Here is an 18,353-nt window from a genome sequence, read left to right as displayed (position 1 = left end):
ACGTCCCCCCTGCCGCCGTCAGCGGCCGATCTGCTTCCTGGATATACCCCGCAGTCGACGGCGCTGGGAGGAATCCAGCAGCAGGTAGGCAGCCGCAGGCACTCCGATCAGGACCAGCAGCCCCGCCCAGAACCCGACCGTCCAGAACAAGACAATGGCTGCCACGACCCCGGCAACCGCGACCTTTCCGCTGGTGGACATCCGCGGACACCTCCTCCTGATCGTCGACTACTACCTTCCTCAACGCGCCGCCGCATCCGCGCGTTCCCGAGCTCACGGACGGCCTGCGAAGTGACTGGTTTCACGGCCCGGCTCCGGCCGTCGGACGGTCGCCGTGGGTTACTCTCGGCCGCCCGTACCCAGTGGTCAAATTTGAGGAATACGTGCTGCCCGAGATCTCCGGCCTCGTCCGCTGCTCCACCGTCTTCCTTCCCGCCGACCCCGCCCGGGGCGGCCGGATCGCCTTCTGGCCGACCGGCACCCTCACCGGCTCCGACATCCTGACCGGCCCCGGCGCCGCCCCCGGCACCGTCGAAGAGATCACCGTCGTCACCCCCGACCTGCGCCGGGCCACCACGACCGCGCTCGTGCTCGCGGTCGACGAGGCCCTGCCGCTGCTCACCCGCGCCCGGGCCCACGCCGCCGACACTGAAGGAGCGGATACGGAGGCGGATACGGAGGCGGAAACAGGAACAGGAACGGGAACAGGAACGGGAACAGGAAAAGGAGCGGACCGTTCCGCCGCCTTCTGGGGCGCCGCCGCGCTCCTGGCCCTGCGCTTCGCGGCCCGCGGGCAGCTCCTGCCCGGCCTGAGCCCCGCCGGCCACGACGCCTGGCGGATCGGACCGCTCGACGCCGCCGACCTGGCCGAGGTCCGGGACCTGGCGGCCGCGATGCCGCCCGCGGCCCACTGCGTGCCCCTGGACCAGCCCGGCCCGCCCCGGCTGCCCGCCCCCGAGCCGCTGCTGCGCGCCTTCCTCGACGCCGTCGCCGACGTCCTGCCCCGTTCCCCCGCCGCGCCCGCCGCCGCGGGCGGGCCCGCGTATGCCGCGCGCCCGCCCCGGCTGCACCCCGAACTGCGCGACTGGGCCGAGGAGGTGGCCGCCGGACACGACGCCGGCGTACGGATCTCCCTGCGGATCGAGCTCGACCGCGCCCCCGAAGCCTCCCCCGCCTTCCGAGCCGTCCTCCAGATGCACAGCCCCGCCGACGCGGGCCCGGTCGCCGACGCCGTGGACGTCTGGGCAGGTTCCGGAGCCGCGGCGGCCGCCTTCGGGCCCCGGGCCCGGATGGACGCCCTCCGGGCCCTGCGCCGCGCCGCCCGGCTCTGGCCGCCGCTGGCCCCGCTGCTCGGCGCGGCGGTCCCCGACTCCGTCGAGCTCGCCGACGAAGAGGTCACGGAGCTGCTCGGGGAGGCCGCCGCCACCCTGGCCGCCGACGGGGTACAGGTGCACTGGCCGCGCGAGTTCGCCCGTACCCTCAGTGCCCGCGCCGTCGTGCGCTCACCCGACTCCCGCTCCCCCGACTCCCGCTCACCCGATCCCCGCTCCCCCGACTCCGGCCCCTCCGGCCTCCTCGCCCCCGGCGCCCTGCTCTCCTTCAGCTGGCGCCACGCGCTCGGCGGCCAGGACGACCTCACCCGCGCCGAACTGGACCACCTCGCCGAGGCCAACCGCCCCCTGGTGCGGCTGCGCGACCAGTGGGTGCTGATCGACCCGGCCGAGGTCCGCCGGGCCCGCGCGCGGCAGGACCGCGAGGTCCCGGCCGTGGACGCGCTGGCCGCCGTACTCACCGGGTCGGCGGAGATCGACGGCAAGCGGGTCGCCGTGGAGGCCACCGGTCCGCTGGAGCGGCTGCGGGCGCAGCTCGCCGCCGGTCCCGAGCAGGCCGACGGCCCCGCCGCCCCACCCGGGCTCCGGGCCGACCTGCGCGCATACCAGCTGCACGGCATGCGCTGGCTGGCTCGGATGACCTCGCTCGGCCTCGGCGCCTGCCTCGCCGACGACATGGGCCTCGGCAAGACCGTCACGCTCATCGCGCTCCACCTCCACCGCGCCCAGGACCCCGCCACCGCCGGACCCACCCTGGTGGTGTGCCCCGCCTCGCTGCTCGGCAACTGGCAGCAGGAGATCGAGAAGTTCGCGCCCGGTACCCCCGTACGCCGGTTCCACAGCGCCGGCCGCAGCCTCGCGGGCCTCACCGACGGCTTCGTCCTCACCACGTACGGCACGATGCGCCTGGACGCGTCCGCGCTCGCCGCCACCCCCTGGGGCATGGTCGTCGCCGACGAGGCCCAGCACGTCAAGAACCCGCACTCCTCCACCGCGAAGGCCCTGCGCACCATCCCCGCCGCGGCGCGCGTGGCCCTCACCGGCACGCCCGTCGAGAACAACCTCTCCGAGCTCTGGGCCGTCCTCGACTGGACCACGCCCGGGCTGCTCGGCCGTCTCGGCACCTTCCGCACCCGTTACGCCGAACCCGTCGAGAGCGGCCGCGACCCGCAGGCCGCGGCCCGGCTGGCGGCGCTCGTCCGGCCGTTCCTGCTCCGCCGCAAGAAGTCCGACCCGGGCATCGCGCCCGAGCTGCCGCCCAAGACCGAGACCGACCACACCGTCACGCTGAGCCGTGAACAGGCCGGGCTGTACGAGGCCGTCGTACGCGAGACCCTCGCCGCGATCTCGGAGGCGGACGGGATGGAGCGGCGCGGCCTGGTGGTCAAGCTGCTGACCTCCCTCAAGCAGATCTGCAACCATCCCGCGCAGTTCCTGAAGGAGTCCGGTGCGCGGGACACGGCCGCCGGCCCCCGCTCCGGCAAGCTGGAACTGCTGGACGAACTGCTCGACACGATCCTCGCCGAGGGCGGCTCCGTCCTCGTCTTCACCCAGTACGTGGCGATGGCCAGGATCCTGGAGAAGCACCTCGCCGCACGCGGGATCCCCTCCCAGCTGCTGCACGGCGGGACCCCGGTCCCGCGCCGCGAGGAGCTCGTGGAGGGCTTCCAGTCCGGCCGGGTGCCCGTCTTCCTGCTCTCCTTGAAGGCCGCGGGCACGGGGCTCAACCTCACCCGTGCCGGCCACGTCGTCCACTACGACCGCTGGTGGAACCCCGCCGTCGAGGAGCAGGCCACCGACCGGGCCTACCGCATCGGGCAGACCCAGCCCGTCCAGGTCCACCGCCTGATCGCCGAGGGCACGGTGGAGGAGCGCATCGCCCGGCTCCTGGAGCGCAAACGGGCGCTCGCCGACGCCATCCTGGCGGGCGGCGAGGGCGCGTTGACCGAACTGACCGATGCCGAGCTGGCGGAGCTCGTGGCGCTGCGCCGGACCGTGGGGAGTGACGGATGAGCAACCGCGACCGCCGGCAGGAGAAGACCTTCCCGGCGCTCCCGCCCGCCCCCGGACGCGGTTTCGCGGCCACCTGGTGGGGCCACGCCTGGCTGCGTGCGCTGGAGGACAGCGCGCTCGACGGGGAGCAGGTCAGGCAGGGCCGCCGGTACGCGCGCGCGGGCGCCGTGGGCGCGGTGTCGGTGCGCCCGGGCGGGCTCACCGCGGTGGTGCGCGACCGGGACGGCACGGCGCACCGTACGGACGTGCTGGTGCAGGAGTTCACGGAGGCCCAGTGGGACCGGCTGCTGGGGCTGGCGGCCGCGGAGTCCGGGTACATCGCGGCGCTGCTGGACCGGGAGGTGCCGCCGGAGCTGGCCGAGGACGCGGCGGCAGCCGGGGTGGAGCTGCTGCCGGGCATCGGCGACCTCGACCCGCGCTGCGACTGCGGCGAGTGGGACCACTGCCCGCACACGGCCGCGCTCTGCTACCAGGTGGCGCGGCTGCTGGACCAGGACGCCTTCGTGCTGCTGCTCCTGCGCGGGCGGGGCGAGCGGGAGCTGGTGGACGAGCTGGAGGAGCGCAGTACGGCGGAGGCGTCCGCTCCGCAGGAGGCCGTGCCGGCGGGGGTCGCGGCGGCGGATGTGTACGCGGCGTGGGACGCGCCGTCGACGCGGCCGACGCTGCCCGCGCTGCCCGCGCTGCCGGACGCGCCCGGCCAGCCGCCGACGCTGGACACCGAGGCCGAGCCGGAACTGGACGTGGACGCGGTGGAGTTCCTGGCGCAGGCGGCCGCGTCCGAGGCGTACCGGCTGCTGGCGCAGGCCCTGGCTCCGGGCCACGCCGATCGCGCCCTTCCGGCCCCGCCGAGTGCTGCCGAGGACGCCGTACGGCTCACGGCCGAGGCCGACGACTTCCGGGTCCGCTCCCGCCTGGCGGCGGCTACCGGAAGGAACCGGGCCGAGATGGAACTGGCCGTACTGGCCTGGGGCTTCGGCGGGACCGGGGCCCTCGCGGCGCTGGAGGACGACTGGACGCCGGACCGGGCGACACTGGCCCGCGCCCGGGCGGCGCTCGCCGGGGCCTGGGCGGACGGGGCAGCGCCGGAGCTCCGCCGGGTCCGCGCCCGCTGGACTGAGGCGGGCTCCGACCGCCAGCTCCGGCTCGGCCGGGAGGGACGCTGGTGGCCGTACCGCCGCGAGGCGGGCCGGTGGATCCCGGCGGGCCCGTCGGCCCCGGACCCTGCGTCGGCCCTGACGGCGCTGGACCCGGCGGAGCCGCTGGATCCGGCGTAGCCCGAGGCCACGTTGCGGCCAGGACGCCGGTCGGCTCGGCCCGCGGCCTCGTTCCGGCCTGGGACACCTGTCGGCACAGCCCGAGGCAGCGCTCCGGCCGGGGGCCCCAGTCGACACAGCCCGCGGCAGGCCTCCGGCCGGGGCGGACCAACCCGCGTAGCCCACGGACCCGTTCCGGCCCGGGACACCAGTCGGCACGGCCCGCAGCCTCGTACCAGGCGGGGACACCGATCGGCACAGCCCGCGGCAGCGTCGGCACCGGTCGGCGTGCCCGTCGGGCCCCGTCGGCATACCAACCGGGTACCAGTCGGCGTACCGGCCACAGTGCCGGCCGACGTACCGGCCACAGTGCCGGCCGACGTACCGGCCACAGTGCCGGCCGACGTACCGGCCACAGTGCCGGCCGACGTACCGGCCACAGTGCTGGCCGACGTACCGGCCACGGTGCTGGCCGACGTACCGCTTGTCGGAGCCCCGGACCGGGACGACGATGGGGGGCGTCGCTCTGGGTAGCGCGGCACCACGGGAGGGTGACATGGACGATCCTGCGGTGGCGCTGCCGGGCGGCGCGGATCCCGCCGCGCGCACGCGCGAACTGCGGCGGGCCCACGCCGTGTTCACCCGGGACGGGCGCGTCGAGGCCCCCGTCCGGGCGGTCATCGCGAGGTCCTGGCGGCGGTGCGCCCGGGCCAGGGTCAGCCCGGAGTGCGCCCCTCGGGTGGAGCTGACGGAGGCGGAGCTGCGGGGCTACCGGGAGGAGCACCCGCTGGCCCGGGTGATGCCGCTGTTCCGGGACCTCGTCGGGGCCTTCGCCGCGCAGGGCGCGCACCTGCTGGCGGTGTGCGACGCGCGGGGCAGCCTGCTCTGGGTGGAGGGCGAACCGGGCACGCTGCGGCGGGCGGAGCGGCTCGGCTTCGTGCCGGGGGCGCACTGGGCGGAGACGGCGATGGGCACCAACGCGCCCGGCACGGCGGTCGCGGTCGGCGAACCCGTGCAGGTCTTCGGAGCCGAGCACTTCAGCCGCCGGGTGCACCCGTGGACCTGTGCGGCGGCCCCGGTGCGCGACCCCCGGACGGGGCGGCTGCTGGGCGCGGTGGACATCACCGGCGGCGACGGCCTCGCCCACCCGCACTCCCTCGCCTTCGTCCAGGCGGTGGCCCGGGCGGCGGAGGCCCAGCTGGCCCTGCTCGACCCGGCCCCTGCCCCGCCGATACCGCAGCCGGCGTCCCCGACGGCGCCGCGGGACACGCTCGCGGCCCTCGGCCAGGACGAGGCGCTGCTGATCGGCGGTGGCCGGGTGACCCGGCTGGGCCGGCGGCACAGCGAGATCATGGCGCTGCTCGCGCACCATCCGCAGGGATTGTCGGGCGAGGAGCTCGCGATCGACCTGTACGAGGACGAGTCGGTCTCACCGGTCACCCTGCGCGCCGAAGTATCGCGGCTGCGCGGGCTGTTGGGACCCGGGGCTCCGCTCTCGCGCCCGTACCGTACGGCCGGTCCGCTGGAGGCGGACTTCACCGTCCTGACCCGGCAACTGGCCTCGGGCGCCGTCTCCGCGGCCCTCGCCCGCTACCCGGGCCCGCTGCTGCCCGCCTCCACCGCCCCCGGCATCGTCCGGCTGCGCCGCCGGATCGAGGACCAGGCACGGGCGGCCGTGATCGCCCGGGCGGACGCCGGGCTGCTGACCGACTGGGTGTGCAGCCCGTGGGGCGCGGACGACCCGGAGGCGTGGGGCGCCCTGGCGGCCGCGCTGCCGCCGGAGGGCCGCTCGGCCGCGCTGGCCCGCGTACACGCCCTGGACCGCGAACTGGGCACCTACCGCGACGACTCGGCGGAGCGGCCGGGTGGCCCGAGGCCGCTTGCAACGTATCCGCAACCTGTCCGCTCCTAACCTCCTGCCGAGCGCCGTCCGGCAGTGGCCGGCGCCCGGCAAGGGGAGGACACCATGGCCCGTTACGCTGCGCCCGGTACCGAGGGGGCGCTCATGTCGTACGCGTCCCGCTACGACCACTTCATCGGCGGTGAGTACGTCGAGCCCGCCCGCGGCCAGTACTTCGACAACCCCTCCCCGGTCAACGGCCAGACCTTCACCGAGGTCGCGCGCGGCAGCGCCGAGGACGTCGAGCGGGCCCTTGACGCGGCCCACGCCGCCGCCCCCGCGTGGGGCAGGACCTCCGTCGCCGAGCGGTCGGGCATCCTGCTGCGCATCGCGGACCGGATGGAGCAGAACCTGGAGGCCCTCGCGGTCGCGGAGACCTGGGAGAACGGCAAGCCGGTACGGGAGACCCTGGCGGCCGACCTGCCGCTGGCCATCGACCAGTTCCGCTACTTCGCGGGCGCGCTGCGCGCCCAGGAGGGGGCGCTCAGCCAGATCGACGACGACACCGTCGCCTACCACTTCCACGAACCGCTGGGCGTGGTCGGCCAGATCATCCCGTGGAACTTCCCGATCCTGATGGCGGTGTGGAAGCTCGCCCCCGCGCTGGCGGCCGGGAACACGGTCGTCCTGAAGCCGGCCGAGCAGACCCCGGCCTCGGTGCACTACTGGCTGAGCCTGGTGGCTGACCTGCTGCCGCCGGGCGTGGTGAACATCGTCAACGGATTCGGGGAGGAGGCCGGCAAGCCGCTGGCCTCCAGCCCGCGCGTGGCGAAGATCGCCTTCACCGGGGAGACCGCCACAGGCCGCCTGATCATGCAGTACGCGGCCGAGCACCTGAAGCCGGTCACCCTGGAACTCGGCGGCAAGAGCCCGAACCTGTTCTTCGACGACATCTGGTCGACCGACGACGACCTGCGCGACAAGGCCCTGGAAGGCTTCACCATGTTCGCCCTCAACCAGGGCGAGGTGTGCACGAGCCCCTCGCGGGCACTGATCGAGCGGGGCCGCTACGGCGACTTCCTCGACGCGGCGGTGGCGCGCACCGAACTGATCGTGCCGGGGCATCCGCTGGACACGGACACGATGATCGGCGCCCAGGCCTCCGAGGAGCAGCTGCGCAAGGTCCTGTCGTACGTGGAGATCGCCCAGCGGGAGGGAGCGAAGGTCCTCACCGGCGGCCGCCGCCAGGAGCTGGACGGCGAACTGGCGGGCGGCTTCTACGTCCAGCCCACCATCTTCGAGGGTGACAACCGCATGCGGATCTTCCAGGAGGAGATCTTCGGTCCGGTGGTGTCCGTGACCTCGTTCGAGGACTTCGAGGACGCGGTCCGCATCGCGAACGACACGGCGTACGGCCTGGGCGCCGGCGTCTGGACCCGCGACATCAACACGGCATACCGCGCGGGCCGCGCGATCCAGGCGGGCCGCGTCTGGACGAACTGCTACCACGCCTACCCGGCACACGCCGCCTTCGGCGGCTACAAGCAGTCGGGCATCGGCCGCGAGACCCACAAGATGATGCTGGAGCACTACCAGCAGACGAAGAATCTCCTGGTCTCGTACTCGCCGAAGCGTCTCGGCTTCTTCTAGAGGCACGAGAAAAGGCGCCTGACCTGGGCTTTTACCCGTCAGGCGCCTTCGGCTCGACTCGCTCGAAGCGAGAAGCGATTTACTCTATTCCTCCCAGTTCCTCCCACCCCTATCCCGCTCCTGACCAGCGCTTCCGGACCAGTCACGGACCAAACCGGTCTCACCTCGCAGGTCCCGCGCCCCGGCTGACGCGGTTCCACTCCTCCATCGATTGCTCGATGAGACGGTTGGCCTGCTCCTGCACACCGTCCAGGAATTTGGCGTAGTGCTTGAACAGGACATGGATGGTGTGCCCGGCCCGCCGTGCACACTCGGCGGGGTCAACCCCGGAGTGCAGCCGGAACGAGATCCCGGCATGCCGGAGGTCGTAGGGCCGCTTGGCCAGACCCATGGCGAGTTCCGTCCGGGTCAGGACGTACTTCCTTGCCCTCGACCACGTGATGCCGTACCCCCTGCCTCTACGTAGTTGCCCGCCTGATTCCGGAACAGACGCCCGTCCGGGGCAACGCCGAAACGGTCGATGTGCGCGCGAAGCATGCTCACGAACTGGGGCGGGATGGGCACAGGGCGCGTCGCCGTAGCGGCACGGCGCTTGAGCGAGTGCACTTCATACACCTCGCCGTCGTCCGTCCAGTCTTTGCCCGCGGCGACGACACCGCCGGACAGGTTGAGCAGCCCCCATCCCGTCTGGGGCAGATGGCATTGCTCGATGCGGAGGTGAATCACCTCTGCCGGCCGCATCGCGGCGTAGTACATGCAACCGAAGAACGCCTCGAGGTGCGGGCCGCGCCCGCGCTGCTGCCCAACTGCGGCCAGCAGCCGTGCCACCTGGAGGGGGTTGGGCACGGCGGCCGGGTCCACCTCGTCGTTGACAGTCGGCGGGTTCCACCTGATCCCGTTCAGCGGGTTGTCAGCGAAGTACCCTTTCTCCACCGCCGTGTTCAAGGCCTCGTTGAACGCTGCCCGCTTACGCCGCGCGGTCTTCGCCGAAGCCTGCTTGCCGTCGAGCTTGCGACACAATGCGTCCAGCGCGCCGCAATACATCCGCCTCCGCCAGGGAGCTGACGGGGAGGGAATTGCGTTTGATCCAGTCGAGTGCGTGCTGCCAGTCATCGGCAGGCTCTTGCTCCCAGGCATTCTTGTTGAAGGCCCACGAGTGCAGAGCCCGTCGCAGGACACGCGGCTCCGCATACGTTGCACCTGGCCGAACCAACGCGGGGGTGATGGTGGCAAACGCATCAGCGAGGGTGCGGCGCGTATTGCCCGGCGTGCGCGCCCATCGATCATCAATATATTCGTGGGCCAGGTCGTACCATGTCGTTCCTGCTTCAGGGACCGCAACTCGGATGCCGGAAGACCCGTCTCCTCGTCAAACGGCTCCCCGTCCCGGGCCGCGGTCATCAGCTTGGAACGTCGACTGTCCGCGAGACCGACGGTCATGAACGATTCCGACTTTTCGAGCCCACTGACCGTCCAGCGGACCATAAATGGCTTTCGCCGCCCAGCACGCTCGCGTATTTCCCAGAAGCGAACGTTGTAACTCAGCGCCAAGTGTCAAAGTCCTTCTCGCAAGCATCCCACCAGGCATCCAGATCGGAACGACGGCACCTGAGTTCGCCGTTTGGCAGTTTGGTCATCCGGGGCGCCTGCCCTCGCGCGCGCATACGGTAGAACGCCGACGGACTCATGCGGATCTCCGCCAGAACCTCCGCAAGCTTCAAGGCAGGCGGTCGAGCCATTTCCTTCTCCTCACATAGATGCACAACGTGCCGCGCAAGTGGGACAGACGTTGCTTGCCACTCCGCGCAGCAAATGGACTTTTGCGTTCGTATCGCTCCACCGCCAAGCACAGCGACATGTGAACGAAGACAATGGTCCGGACGATCCCCGGTTTCGGAAACCGGGGATCGCCCGCTATATTGCGCGCCGCCGATGGCTGCGGATCACAGGAAAGCCTGCAGATGCGGACCGTTGCGTCGCGCCCGGCGTGCACCATGAGCCGTCGGCTACAAAGCGCTCCAGGCTTGGTTCGACCCTGCGCGAGGAAACCTCAAGGCCTCGGGCAACGCCCACCGCGGAGGCCTTCGGGTGCGCGGCCATGTTCGCGAGGACGTACCGATCGCCGCGCAGTTCACGCTGGAACCGGTCCCCAACGAAGAGATCCGGATAGAGCGCTCACGCCACTGCACCCGCAACCTCACGGCTTCGCTGGAGCTGGTCCCCGGCGAAGAGGCCGGCGGCGCACACGTAGAGACAGATGGCGGTAGCCAGGGCTCCTCGAACTCCCCCATCTGGGCTGTGGCGGCGTTCAGGACGCCGAGGATGAAAAGGACCGGGGCCGTGAAGCGGAGCGAGCGAACCAGCATCTTGGACAGGTGTTCTCCTCGGGTAGCGCCGGGGCGGCATGGAACGCGGATCCCACGGAACCCTGTCTGATCAGGGAAGTTGTACGTTGACATGCCCCTGCGAGCTACTCCAGTCGTGTCAGGGGTTTTCCTGTCTGCCGTGAGCGATCCCGGCCCGGAGGTGCCTCTCGGAGCTCCCCCCAGTGAATGAGCAGAAGGGCATCGGACACCCTCTCCGCAGCAGCCGGCACCCAGCACCTCAGCGACGCCGAGGCCCGCCCCGGCGCAGCGGTGGAGATGTTCACTCCGCACCGCCAGAGCGTGATCAGCTTCGTGCGGTGATCATTGCTCATCAGGAACGCTTGCCCGCTCAGCTCCCGCCAGGAGGCAACCAGTGACGACCGTGACTCTCTTGCATCCAGGCGCCATGGGCGCGGCCGTCGCCGCCCAGGCCGTCGCGGCAGGCCACGAGGTCCTGTGGGTGCCAGATGGCCGCAGCGTGACAACCCACCGGCGCGCGAAGGCAGCTGGCGCCACCGCGTGTGACTCGCTCGGCGAGGCGCTGGCACGTAGCGAGAGCTCGTGCTTCTTCTGCCCATTTCACACCGCCGACGAATGGCGGAGGCAGCGCCAAACTGAGCCTGCGCTCTTCAGTAAGTCGGAAGAGCTGGAGAGGTTCATTAACTCTCGTCGCGCCGCACTGGGCCGCGATGACGTCTACCTCACGAGATATGGGATCCCTCTGGGAAGCGCCATCCCGAGAGCACACGATGACGACCCTGGCGACGGAAACTGCGATTCCGGCTGGTGCATGACGTAGGGCTCCGCAGTCGAGCGCGAGGTGGTTTCCCCGGCGGGCGCGTGGAAACCACCTCGACTCAGGGCAGGTCCTTCAGTGTCGAGCGAGGAAAGTGCCCGAGCGCCGGGCTGCACCGCCAACTCGGCATGCTCGAGGAGACCGACATACTCAGCGACGGTCTTCCCGGTGGCGACAGGGTCCAGCGCGCCGTCGGAGTAAGCGCTTCACCGGGGTTCTCGAGGGCCTGTGGGTGGCTCCATCGACGTGATGATGTTCGGCTTCCGCGAGGGCGCCTACCAGCACTGGATACAGCAGCAGCTCAAGTCAGCCTTGTAGGAGCTCGCTGACCCAGCCAAAGTCACCGATCTGGCCGGACCCCTGGTCGATTGGCGAAACCGAAGGACGCGGTCGTCACCGCGCCGCCCAACCGCTACCTGAACTGCACGGCCACCGAGCCCAATCTGGAGTAGCCCGCCAGAGGGATCAGCGCGCCACAGGCGGAGCCGGGGATTGCAATTCGAGATCCGTTCTGATCAGATTTCGACGTGACTAGACCGGTTCGAGTCCTGTCCATCGACGGTGGTGGCGTGCGCGGGTATCTTCCGGCATTACTTCTGGCGGAGATCGAGCGGCGCGCTTCCGTGCCCGCCGCGAAGCTCTTCGATCTCGTCGTCGGAACGTCAACTGGCGGCATCATCGGCATTGGATTGGCAGCAGGGCTGAGCGCGCAGAGTCTGGCCGACTTCTATCCGACATACGGTCGTCGCATCTTTGGCGGCACCGAGGAGCCAGCGTGGAAGACCCGCCTCCTAGGCTCCGGAGGCACTTTCAGCGAGCGCATGGGAGGCGCAGCTCGGCGGATAGGCAGTCCGTTCGGTGGAAACCCCGCATACGGCGGGAATGCGCGACACCGTCCTGACGGACTCGAAGGAGTCCTCCGCGATGTCCTGGGGGATGTGAGGCTTTCGCAAGCAGCGATGGACCTCGCAATCACTAGTTTCGACGGACTTGTTGCTATGCCAGTCGTGTTCAGCCGCCGCGACGCACTCGCCGACGCGAATTGTGATCTGCCGCTACGCGACGTCGCCCGCGCAACGTCCGCCGCGCCGACTTACTTCCCGCCTCTCGAGACCGACTGGGCAGGAAGGAGGTGCCTTTTCGTCGACGGCGGCGTGTGGGCAAACAACCCGTCCGGCGTTGCTGTCTCAGAATCACTCATTCTGACCAGCGAAAAGAATCTGACCGGCCAGTCTGTATTCCTCGTCTCCCTCGGCACCGGCATGGCGCCAGCGGGTGCGGCCTTCGAAGGCACCAACTCGTGGATCGGATCGGCCGGCGACATCGTGAAAACCGCCACGAGCGTAGTCGCAGGCGAACTGCTCGCTAGCCGGGCAGTCCCGGTACAGAACTATCGACGACTGCAGGTCGTCGACAATCGCGTCGCGGGCGCAATGGACGATCCGTCAAGCCAGCGACTGGGGGTGCTCAAAGCAGCGGCGGACGATCTCATCCGCAGCAAGAACGCGGACCTAGACGAGATCGTAGCCCGCCTTGCGGTTTGACGACCCACGATGGGGCAGGATGATCGTCAGCGTTTAACGCGGTAGCGGACGGCGAGCATGGCCAGGCCGATGGGGGACAGACCATGGGACTTGAACCCACCGCGTGAGACCTCGGGCACCGACTGCCCAATCAAGATTCAGTAGCCGTTGTCGGGAAGGCGACAGCCGAACTTCCCGAGAGCCGCTTCCACTCCGTGCGCCCACTCATCGATGCGTAGCAGGCGATGGTCTGAGAGCAGCGAGGGCTCGCCCGCCAAGCGATCCCCGCGCTCCTCCGTCTATCTCGTACCGTCCCCAGCGGAGGAGTCACCCGAGCGATGCTGGTACCTCATGCTGTGCCGACAACAAGGAGGTGTGCCGAAGCCTCGGCAAAGACGCCGTGCTCGTCCGCAAGGCGGGCCGTCGCGATCGCGTCTGTGACTAGCCCTCCCGCCTCTTCCTGGCCGGCACAACGGCCGGCCGCCACTACGTACGCCCACCCCGGTCCCTCGATTCCGTGCAGCCGCACACCGTTGAGCCCTGCTTCGCCCGCCTCCTGCACGAGCTCGGCAGCAGTGTGGAAATGCACCACTGTGAAGCCCCTACTGCCGTCGTAGGAGCCGGTACGGACTACCTCCGTGACCTCGCGCCGGCGAGCAGCTCCGGGGACAGGCCGGCGCTCACGGTGTAGTCCTGCACCAGGGAGTATCGGGAGATGCCCGCGGCCGCCACCACGCCGCCTGGTACTGCGACCCGGCGGGCCTCCCTCAGCGCCGCGAGCCGGTCTGCGCGCTCCGCCAGGTGGTACAGCGGGCCCAGCAGCAGCACCGCGTCGAAGGTGCCGGCCGCCACGTCCAGGTCGCGGGCATCCCCCAGCTGAGCAACACATCGCGGCGCGCGCTCACGTGCCTGCTCCACGTGCTTTGGCACGGGGTCCAGGAGGAGCACCTCGTATCCCTCTTCAGTGAGCCAAGCGGCATGCGTACCCGGACCACCGCCCACGTCCAGCACCCGAGCTGGTGCTGGAGGCAGGTAGCGACGTAACAGCTCCTGGGTCCGCTCGAACTCCAGACGGCCCGTGGCTGTGGAATGCAGCCGGGACGCCTCGTCGTACTCCGTGTAGAAGCCCGCGATCCGTGGGTCAATGGTCGTCATACCCGGCGAGAGTAGGGTCGAGCGAAGCAGCCCGTCACCCGGATACCCGGCGCTGGCGCCGCTGTAGGTCCGCCTGGACGGCGAAGGGCAGAAGAGCGCACAGGCTCCACCCCATTGGGTCTAACCGGAGTGGCCGGGCGCATGCTCCCGTGACCAAACTGGATCGTGCTGATCGACTACTGGCCACTGCTCGGTCTGCGGCTGACGACGCCCCGCCTGGAGCTGCGCCTGCCGCAATCGGACGAGCTGGCAGCACTGGCCGATCTCGCACGCGACGGCGTTCACGACCCGTCCCAGATGCCGTTCAGCAGTGGCTGGACCGACCTGCCCGAGACCGAACGGGCTCGCGCCGTGGTCCAGCATCACTGGCTGCGGCTCGGAAACTGGAGGCCGGAGGACTGGTCCGTCAATCTGGCCGTCTTCCTCGGTGGCCGGCCTGTGGGCATGCAGGCCATGGCGGCCAAGCGCTTCGCGCTGGTGCGAGAGGTCAACACAGCTTCTTGGCTCGGGCTGTCGTATCAGAGTCAGGGCATAGGCACAGAGATGCGGGCTGCCGTGCTCCACCTGGCATTTGCCGGGCTGGGCGCCGAGGAGGCAACGACAGGGGCGTTCGCCGACAACGCGCAGTCTTTGGCCGTATCCCGCAAGCTCGGATATGTCCCGGACGGAATCGAACGGCGGGTGGTGCGCGGGGAGGTCGTGATCTTGCAGCGGCTTCGCCTCCCCCGGGGTCTATGGCGGCCAGCTCTCGCGAAAGGGACCGCGATCACGGGGCTGGTCCCGTGCCTGCCGCTGTTCGGATTGGTGGCCGGGGAGGCCGCAGACCCGTCCTGACGGTCTGGACACGGATTCCACCCCGCGCTCATCAGATAGTCACACATGGCCTGAACTCGACTACATAGTAAGGGAATTACCACACCACCAAGGCCGATACCATCTACCGTCATGACGACCGCATCTCCTCGCCAGGGCGTACCCGACAAGCCCACACTCGACGGCCTTGAGGCCAAATGGGCTCCGACCTGGGACGAGCAGGGCGTATACGTATTCGACCGCACCGCGCCACGGGAGCGGGTGTACTCGATTGACACGCCGCCGCCCACCGTGAGCGGCTCCCTCCATGTCGGACACGTGTTCTCATACACCCAGACGGATGCACTCGCCCGCTTCCACCGGATGCGCGGCAAGGCCGTCTTCTACCCGATGGGCTGGGACGACAACGGCCTGCCTACCGAACGTAGGGTGCAGAACTACTTCGGCGTCCGGTGTGACCCCTCGCTGCCGTACGACCCGGACTTCACTCCCCCCTCGTCCCCGGGCAAGCAGCAGATCCCCGTGTCCCGCCGCAACTTCATCGAGCTGTGCGAGCGGCTCACGGTGGAGGACGAGAAGGTCTTCGAGAGCCTGTGGCGCCGGCTGGGGCTGTCCGTCGACTGGAACCACACCTACCAGACCATCGACAGCCGGGCCCGCGCCATCTCGCAGCGAGCCTTCCTGGCCAACCTCGCCCGGGGCGAGGCGTACCAGGCCGAGGCCCCGACGCTGTGGGACGTGACGTTCCAGACCGCTGTAGCCCAGGCCGAGCTGGAGGACCGCGAGCGGCCCAGCGCCTACCACCACCTGCTGTTCCGGTCGGATGCGGGGGCGGCGCTGGAGATCGCCACCACGCGGCCCGAGCTGCTGCCCGCGTGCGTGGCCGTCGTGGCGCACCCGGACGACGAGCGCTATCAGAAGCTCTTCGGTACCACCGTGCGCACTCCGGTCTTCGGCGTCGACGTGCCGGTGGTGGCTCACCGCCTGGCCGACCCCGAGAAGGGCACCGGGGCGGCCATGATCTGTACGTTCGGCGATACCACCGACGTGGTGTGGTGGCGCGAGCTCGACCTTCCCACCCGCTCGGTGATCGGACGCGACGGCCGCTTCGTGCGCGAAGCGCCGGCCGCGCTGGAGTCCGAGGCCGCGAAGACGGCGTACGCGCAGCTCGCCGGCGCGACCCCGCACACCGCCCGGGAGCGCCTGGTGGAGATGGTGCGCGCGGAGGGCAGTCTGGTCGGTGATCCGCGGCCCTTCAACCACATGGTCAAGTTCTACGAGAAGGGCGACAAGCCGCTCGAGATCGTCACCAGCCGCCAGTGGTACCTGCGCAACGGCGGACGAGACGTGGAGCTCCGGCAGAAGCTGCTGGAGCGCGGCCATGAGCTGAACTGGCACCCCGACCACATGCGCAACCGGTACCAGTCCTGGGTGGAGGGACTTGCCGGGGACTGGTTGATCAGCCGTCAGCGCTACTTCGGCGTACCGGTACCGGTGTGGTACCAGCTGGACGCCGACGGCATCCCCACCGACGAACTGATCGTTCCCTCGCGGGAGTCGCTGCCCGTAGACCCCAGCAGCGACACCCCGCCCGGCTTCACCCCGGACCAGCGGGACGTCCCGGGCGGCTTCACCGGAGACCCGGACGTGATGGACACCTGGGCGACGTCCTCGCTGACACCGCAGATCGCCGGCGGCTGGGGCCACGACGACGACCTCTTCCAGCGCGTCTTCCCGATGGACCTGCGTCCGCAGGCCCACGAGATCATCCGCACCTGGCTGTTCTCCACCGTCGCCCGCGCCGAGCTGGAGCACGACGCGCTCCCCTGGGCCCATGCCGCAATCAGTGGCTGGATCCTCGACCCCGACCGCAAGAAGATGTCCAAGTCGAAGGGCAACGTCGTCACCCCGCTGGACCTTCTGGACCAGCACGGGTCGGACGCAGTGCGGTACTGGGCCGTATCAGCCCGGCCGGGAACGGACACCGCCTTCGAAATCGGCCAGATGAAGATCGGCCGACGTCTCGCTATCAAGATCCTCAATGTGTCGAAGTTCGTGCTCGGTCTGGGTGCGGCCGAGCGGCGGTCCGCCGTGACCAACCCGCTCGACCAGGCGCTCCTCGCGCGACTCGCGGACGTCGTGGACGAGGCGACGGCCCAGCTGGAGGGGTACGACTACGCCCGCGCACTGGAGACCATCGAGCGGTGCTTCTGGGCGTTCTGCGACGACTACGTCGAGCTGGTGAAGACGCGTGCCTACGGCGGCGGAGGCGAGGAGGCTGCCGCGTCTGCTCAGGCCACGCTGTCGACTGCCCTCTCCGTGTTGTTGCGGCTCCTCGCTCCCTTCGTTCCGTTCGCCACCGAGGAGGCGTGGAGCTGGTGGCAGCCGGGCTCCGTGCACCGGGCGCCGTGGCCCAGCGGAACGGAGCTGCGGGAGCAGTCCCTCAAGGGGGATCCCCAGCTCCTGGACGTCGCCGCAGACGCCATCGCCGCCATCCGGAAGGCCAAGAGCGCAGCCCAAGTCTCCATGCGGGCCGAGGTCGCCCGAGTCACGGCGCGCGGGCCGGCTCCGCTGGTTGCGACACTTCGCCAGGTGAGCGGGGACGTGCAGTCCGCGGGAAACATCGGCGACGTGGAACTCGAAGTGGCTGAGAGTGAACTCCTCACCTACGAGATCACCATGTAGCTCGCATCAAACGGATGACGGCGTTGCCGCCCCTCGCACACTACGTCGGCTCCGGACACGGCGACGATGTCGTCCATCAGCGACGCCAGGGCTGGCGACCAGCGGTCGAACTGCCGAATCCCGAGGGTGACTCCGTTCACCAAGCTGTTCATCTCTGCCGGCACTACCAGCGTCACCGGCTGGCACTCGGACCGCCAGGACGTCATCGCTCTGATGCTCTGGGGCAGCAAACGCTTCCAGCTGGGCGGCTGGGACACCCCTGAAGGAGGCCCGGCTTCCAGCATCGTCCTCGATGAGGTGCTCAAGCCCGGGGACTGCCTGCTCTTCCCTGAGGGCCACCCCCACCAGGCAATCCCGCTCGGCGACGACAGCGGGCTCCTCTCGATCGCCCTCCTCCGGCATCACAACTGGATCTCCCGGGACCAGGTGCCCACCCATCTCGGTGTTTCCGAGTTTCCGCCGAGCGAGGTCACCTACCGTCGGCTACTCCGCTCAAGGCTGCCGCTCGCCGCGGAGTTGCCGTACCTCGCCGACAGCACGCAACTCCGCACGCGGATACCGGGAGGCGCCGAGCTTCTCGGCTCCACCCCCGACGGGCAAGTCGCGTTTGCCGCGGCGGGCGGCGTCTTCGCCGCGAGCCCGGACACCACGGCCCTGCTCGCCGCTGTGCACACATCGTTCCCGGTCACGCTGGGCGAGGTGTCCCTGTCCGGGGACCGTGAGGCAGCGGCCCAACAGACTCGCTCCCTCGCCGAGATGGGGCTGGTGATCACCACGCCGTAGCTTGATACGCACAGCCTGTGGCTCCCCGTTCGAGTACCGCGCGGGTGTAGGTTTCGCGACTTCGTGAGCACCGGCTCCTGCGGAAACGCCGAAATCCGGGGGCCGTGAGCAGTGAGCGTGTTGGTGGATGGTGAGCAATCGGCGG

Annotated in this window: 14 protein-coding genes; 9 read left to right on the top strand and 5 right to left on the bottom strand. The window is 70.2% G+C overall.

All coding sequences use genetic code 11. The annotated features are described in order from the left end of the window. Nucleotides 1-18: 18 nt before the first annotated feature. A complete protein-coding gene (locus OG447_RS20795; RefSeq protein ID WP_266938332.1) occupies nt 19-201 on the bottom strand; it encodes a hypothetical protein in 183 nt (60 codons plus the stop codon). 182 nt (nt 202-383) lie between these two features. Here OG447_RS20795 and OG447_RS20790 point away from each other — a divergent pair, with 182 nt between their 5' ends. From OG447_RS20790 to OG447_RS20775, 4 genes are all read left to right on the top strand, one after another. Further along, nucleotides 384-3,344 carry a DEAD/DEAH box helicase gene (locus OG447_RS20790; protein ID WP_266938331.1) on the top strand — a complete coding sequence of 987 codons (2,961 nt, stop codon included), beginning with the start codon at nt 384-386 and terminating at the stop codon, nt 3,342-3,344. Then, nucleotides 3,341-4,618, top strand: a complete 1,278-nt coding sequence (locus tag OG447_RS20785) for an SWF or SNF family helicase (protein ID WP_266938330.1) — start codon at nt 3,341-3,343, stop codon at nt 4,616-4,618. Before OG447_RS20790 ends, OG447_RS20785 begins: the two co-directional genes overlap by 4 nt. 535 nt (nt 4,619-5,153) lie before the next feature. After that, nucleotides 5,154-6,509 carry a GAF domain-containing protein gene (locus OG447_RS20780; RefSeq protein ID WP_266938329.1) on the top strand — a complete coding sequence of 452 codons (1,356 nt, stop codon included), beginning with the start codon at nt 5,154-5,156 and terminating at the stop codon, nt 6,507-6,509. 54 nt (nt 6,510-6,563) lie between these two features. Then, entirely contained in the window at nt 6,564-8,087 is a 1,524-nt protein-coding gene (locus OG447_RS20775; RefSeq protein ID WP_266938328.1) for an aldehyde dehydrogenase family protein, read from the top strand. Between the two features lie 160 nt (nt 8,088-8,247). Here the strand turns inward: OG447_RS20775 and OG447_RS32320 are convergent, their stop codons facing one another. From OG447_RS32320 to OG447_RS20765, 3 genes are all read right to left on the bottom strand, one after another. After that, nucleotides 8,248-8,478, bottom strand: a complete 231-nt coding sequence (locus tag OG447_RS32320; protein ID WP_323181803.1) for an integrase — start codon at nt 8,476-8,478, stop codon at nt 8,248-8,250. A 17-nt stretch (nt 8,479-8,495) separates the two neighbouring features. Next, on the bottom strand, nt 8,496-9,131 hold the full coding sequence (locus OG447_RS32315; protein WP_323181802.1) for a hypothetical protein: 636 nt from the start codon (nt 9,129-9,131) through the stop codon (nt 8,496-8,498). A gap of 497 nt (nt 9,132-9,628) precedes the next feature. After that, a complete protein-coding gene (locus OG447_RS20765; RefSeq protein ID WP_266579111.1) occupies nt 9,629-9,826 on the bottom strand; it encodes an AlpA family transcriptional regulator in 198 nt (65 codons plus the stop codon). An 813-nt stretch (nt 9,827-10,639) separates the two neighbouring features. Between OG447_RS20765 and OG447_RS20760 the strand changes: the two genes are divergently transcribed. Together OG447_RS20760 and OG447_RS20755 are read left to right on the top strand one after the other, a co-directional pair. Beyond that, nucleotides 10,640-10,774 (top strand): hypothetical protein, encoded by a 135-nt coding sequence (locus OG447_RS20760; protein WP_266938327.1) that lies wholly within the window; start codon nt 10,640-10,642, stop codon nt 10,772-10,774. A gap of 1,002 nt (nt 10,775-11,776) precedes the next feature. Beyond that, on the top strand, nt 11,777-12,793 hold the full coding sequence (locus tag OG447_RS20755; protein WP_266938326.1) for a patatin-like phospholipase family protein: 1,017 nt from the start codon (nt 11,777-11,779) through the stop codon (nt 12,791-12,793). Between the two features lie 609 nt (nt 12,794-13,402). Here OG447_RS20755 and OG447_RS20750 read toward each other — a convergent pair. After that, entirely contained in the window at nt 13,403-13,927 is a 525-nt protein-coding gene (locus OG447_RS20750) for a class I SAM-dependent methyltransferase (protein WP_323181801.1), read from the bottom strand. A gap of 165 nt (nt 13,928-14,092) precedes the next feature. Here OG447_RS20750 and OG447_RS20745 point away from each other — a divergent pair, with 165 nt between their 5' ends. The 3 genes from OG447_RS20745 to OG447_RS20735 all read left to right on the top strand — a co-directional run bounded on the left by OG447_RS20745 (nt 14,093) and on the right by OG447_RS20735 (nt 18,208). Beyond that, complete coding sequence (locus OG447_RS20745; RefSeq protein WP_266938325.1) at nt 14,093-14,761, top strand: GNAT family N-acetyltransferase; 669 nt, start codon at nt 14,093-14,095, stop codon at nt 14,759-14,761. Between the two features lie 111 nt (nt 14,762-14,872). Next, nucleotides 14,873-17,425: a valine--tRNA ligase gene (gene valS, locus OG447_RS20740; protein ID WP_266938324.1), complete on the top strand. Its 2,553-nt coding sequence runs from the start codon at nt 14,873-14,875 to the stop codon at nt 17,423-17,425. A 66-nt stretch (nt 17,426-17,491) separates the two neighbouring features. After that, entirely contained in the window at nt 17,492-18,208 is a 717-nt protein-coding gene (locus tag OG447_RS20735; RefSeq protein ID WP_266938323.1) for a cupin domain-containing protein, read from the top strand. The last annotated feature ends 145 nt before the right edge of the window (nt 18,209-18,353 follow it).

It is taken from the genome of Streptomyces sp. NBC_01408 (assembly GCF_026340255.1).
Taxonomy (GTDB): Bacteria; Actinomycetota; Actinomycetes; order Streptomycetales; family Streptomycetaceae; genus Streptomyces.
Note: the sequence above shows the minus strand (reverse complement) of the source record. Positions and strands in the feature narration are given on the sequence as shown.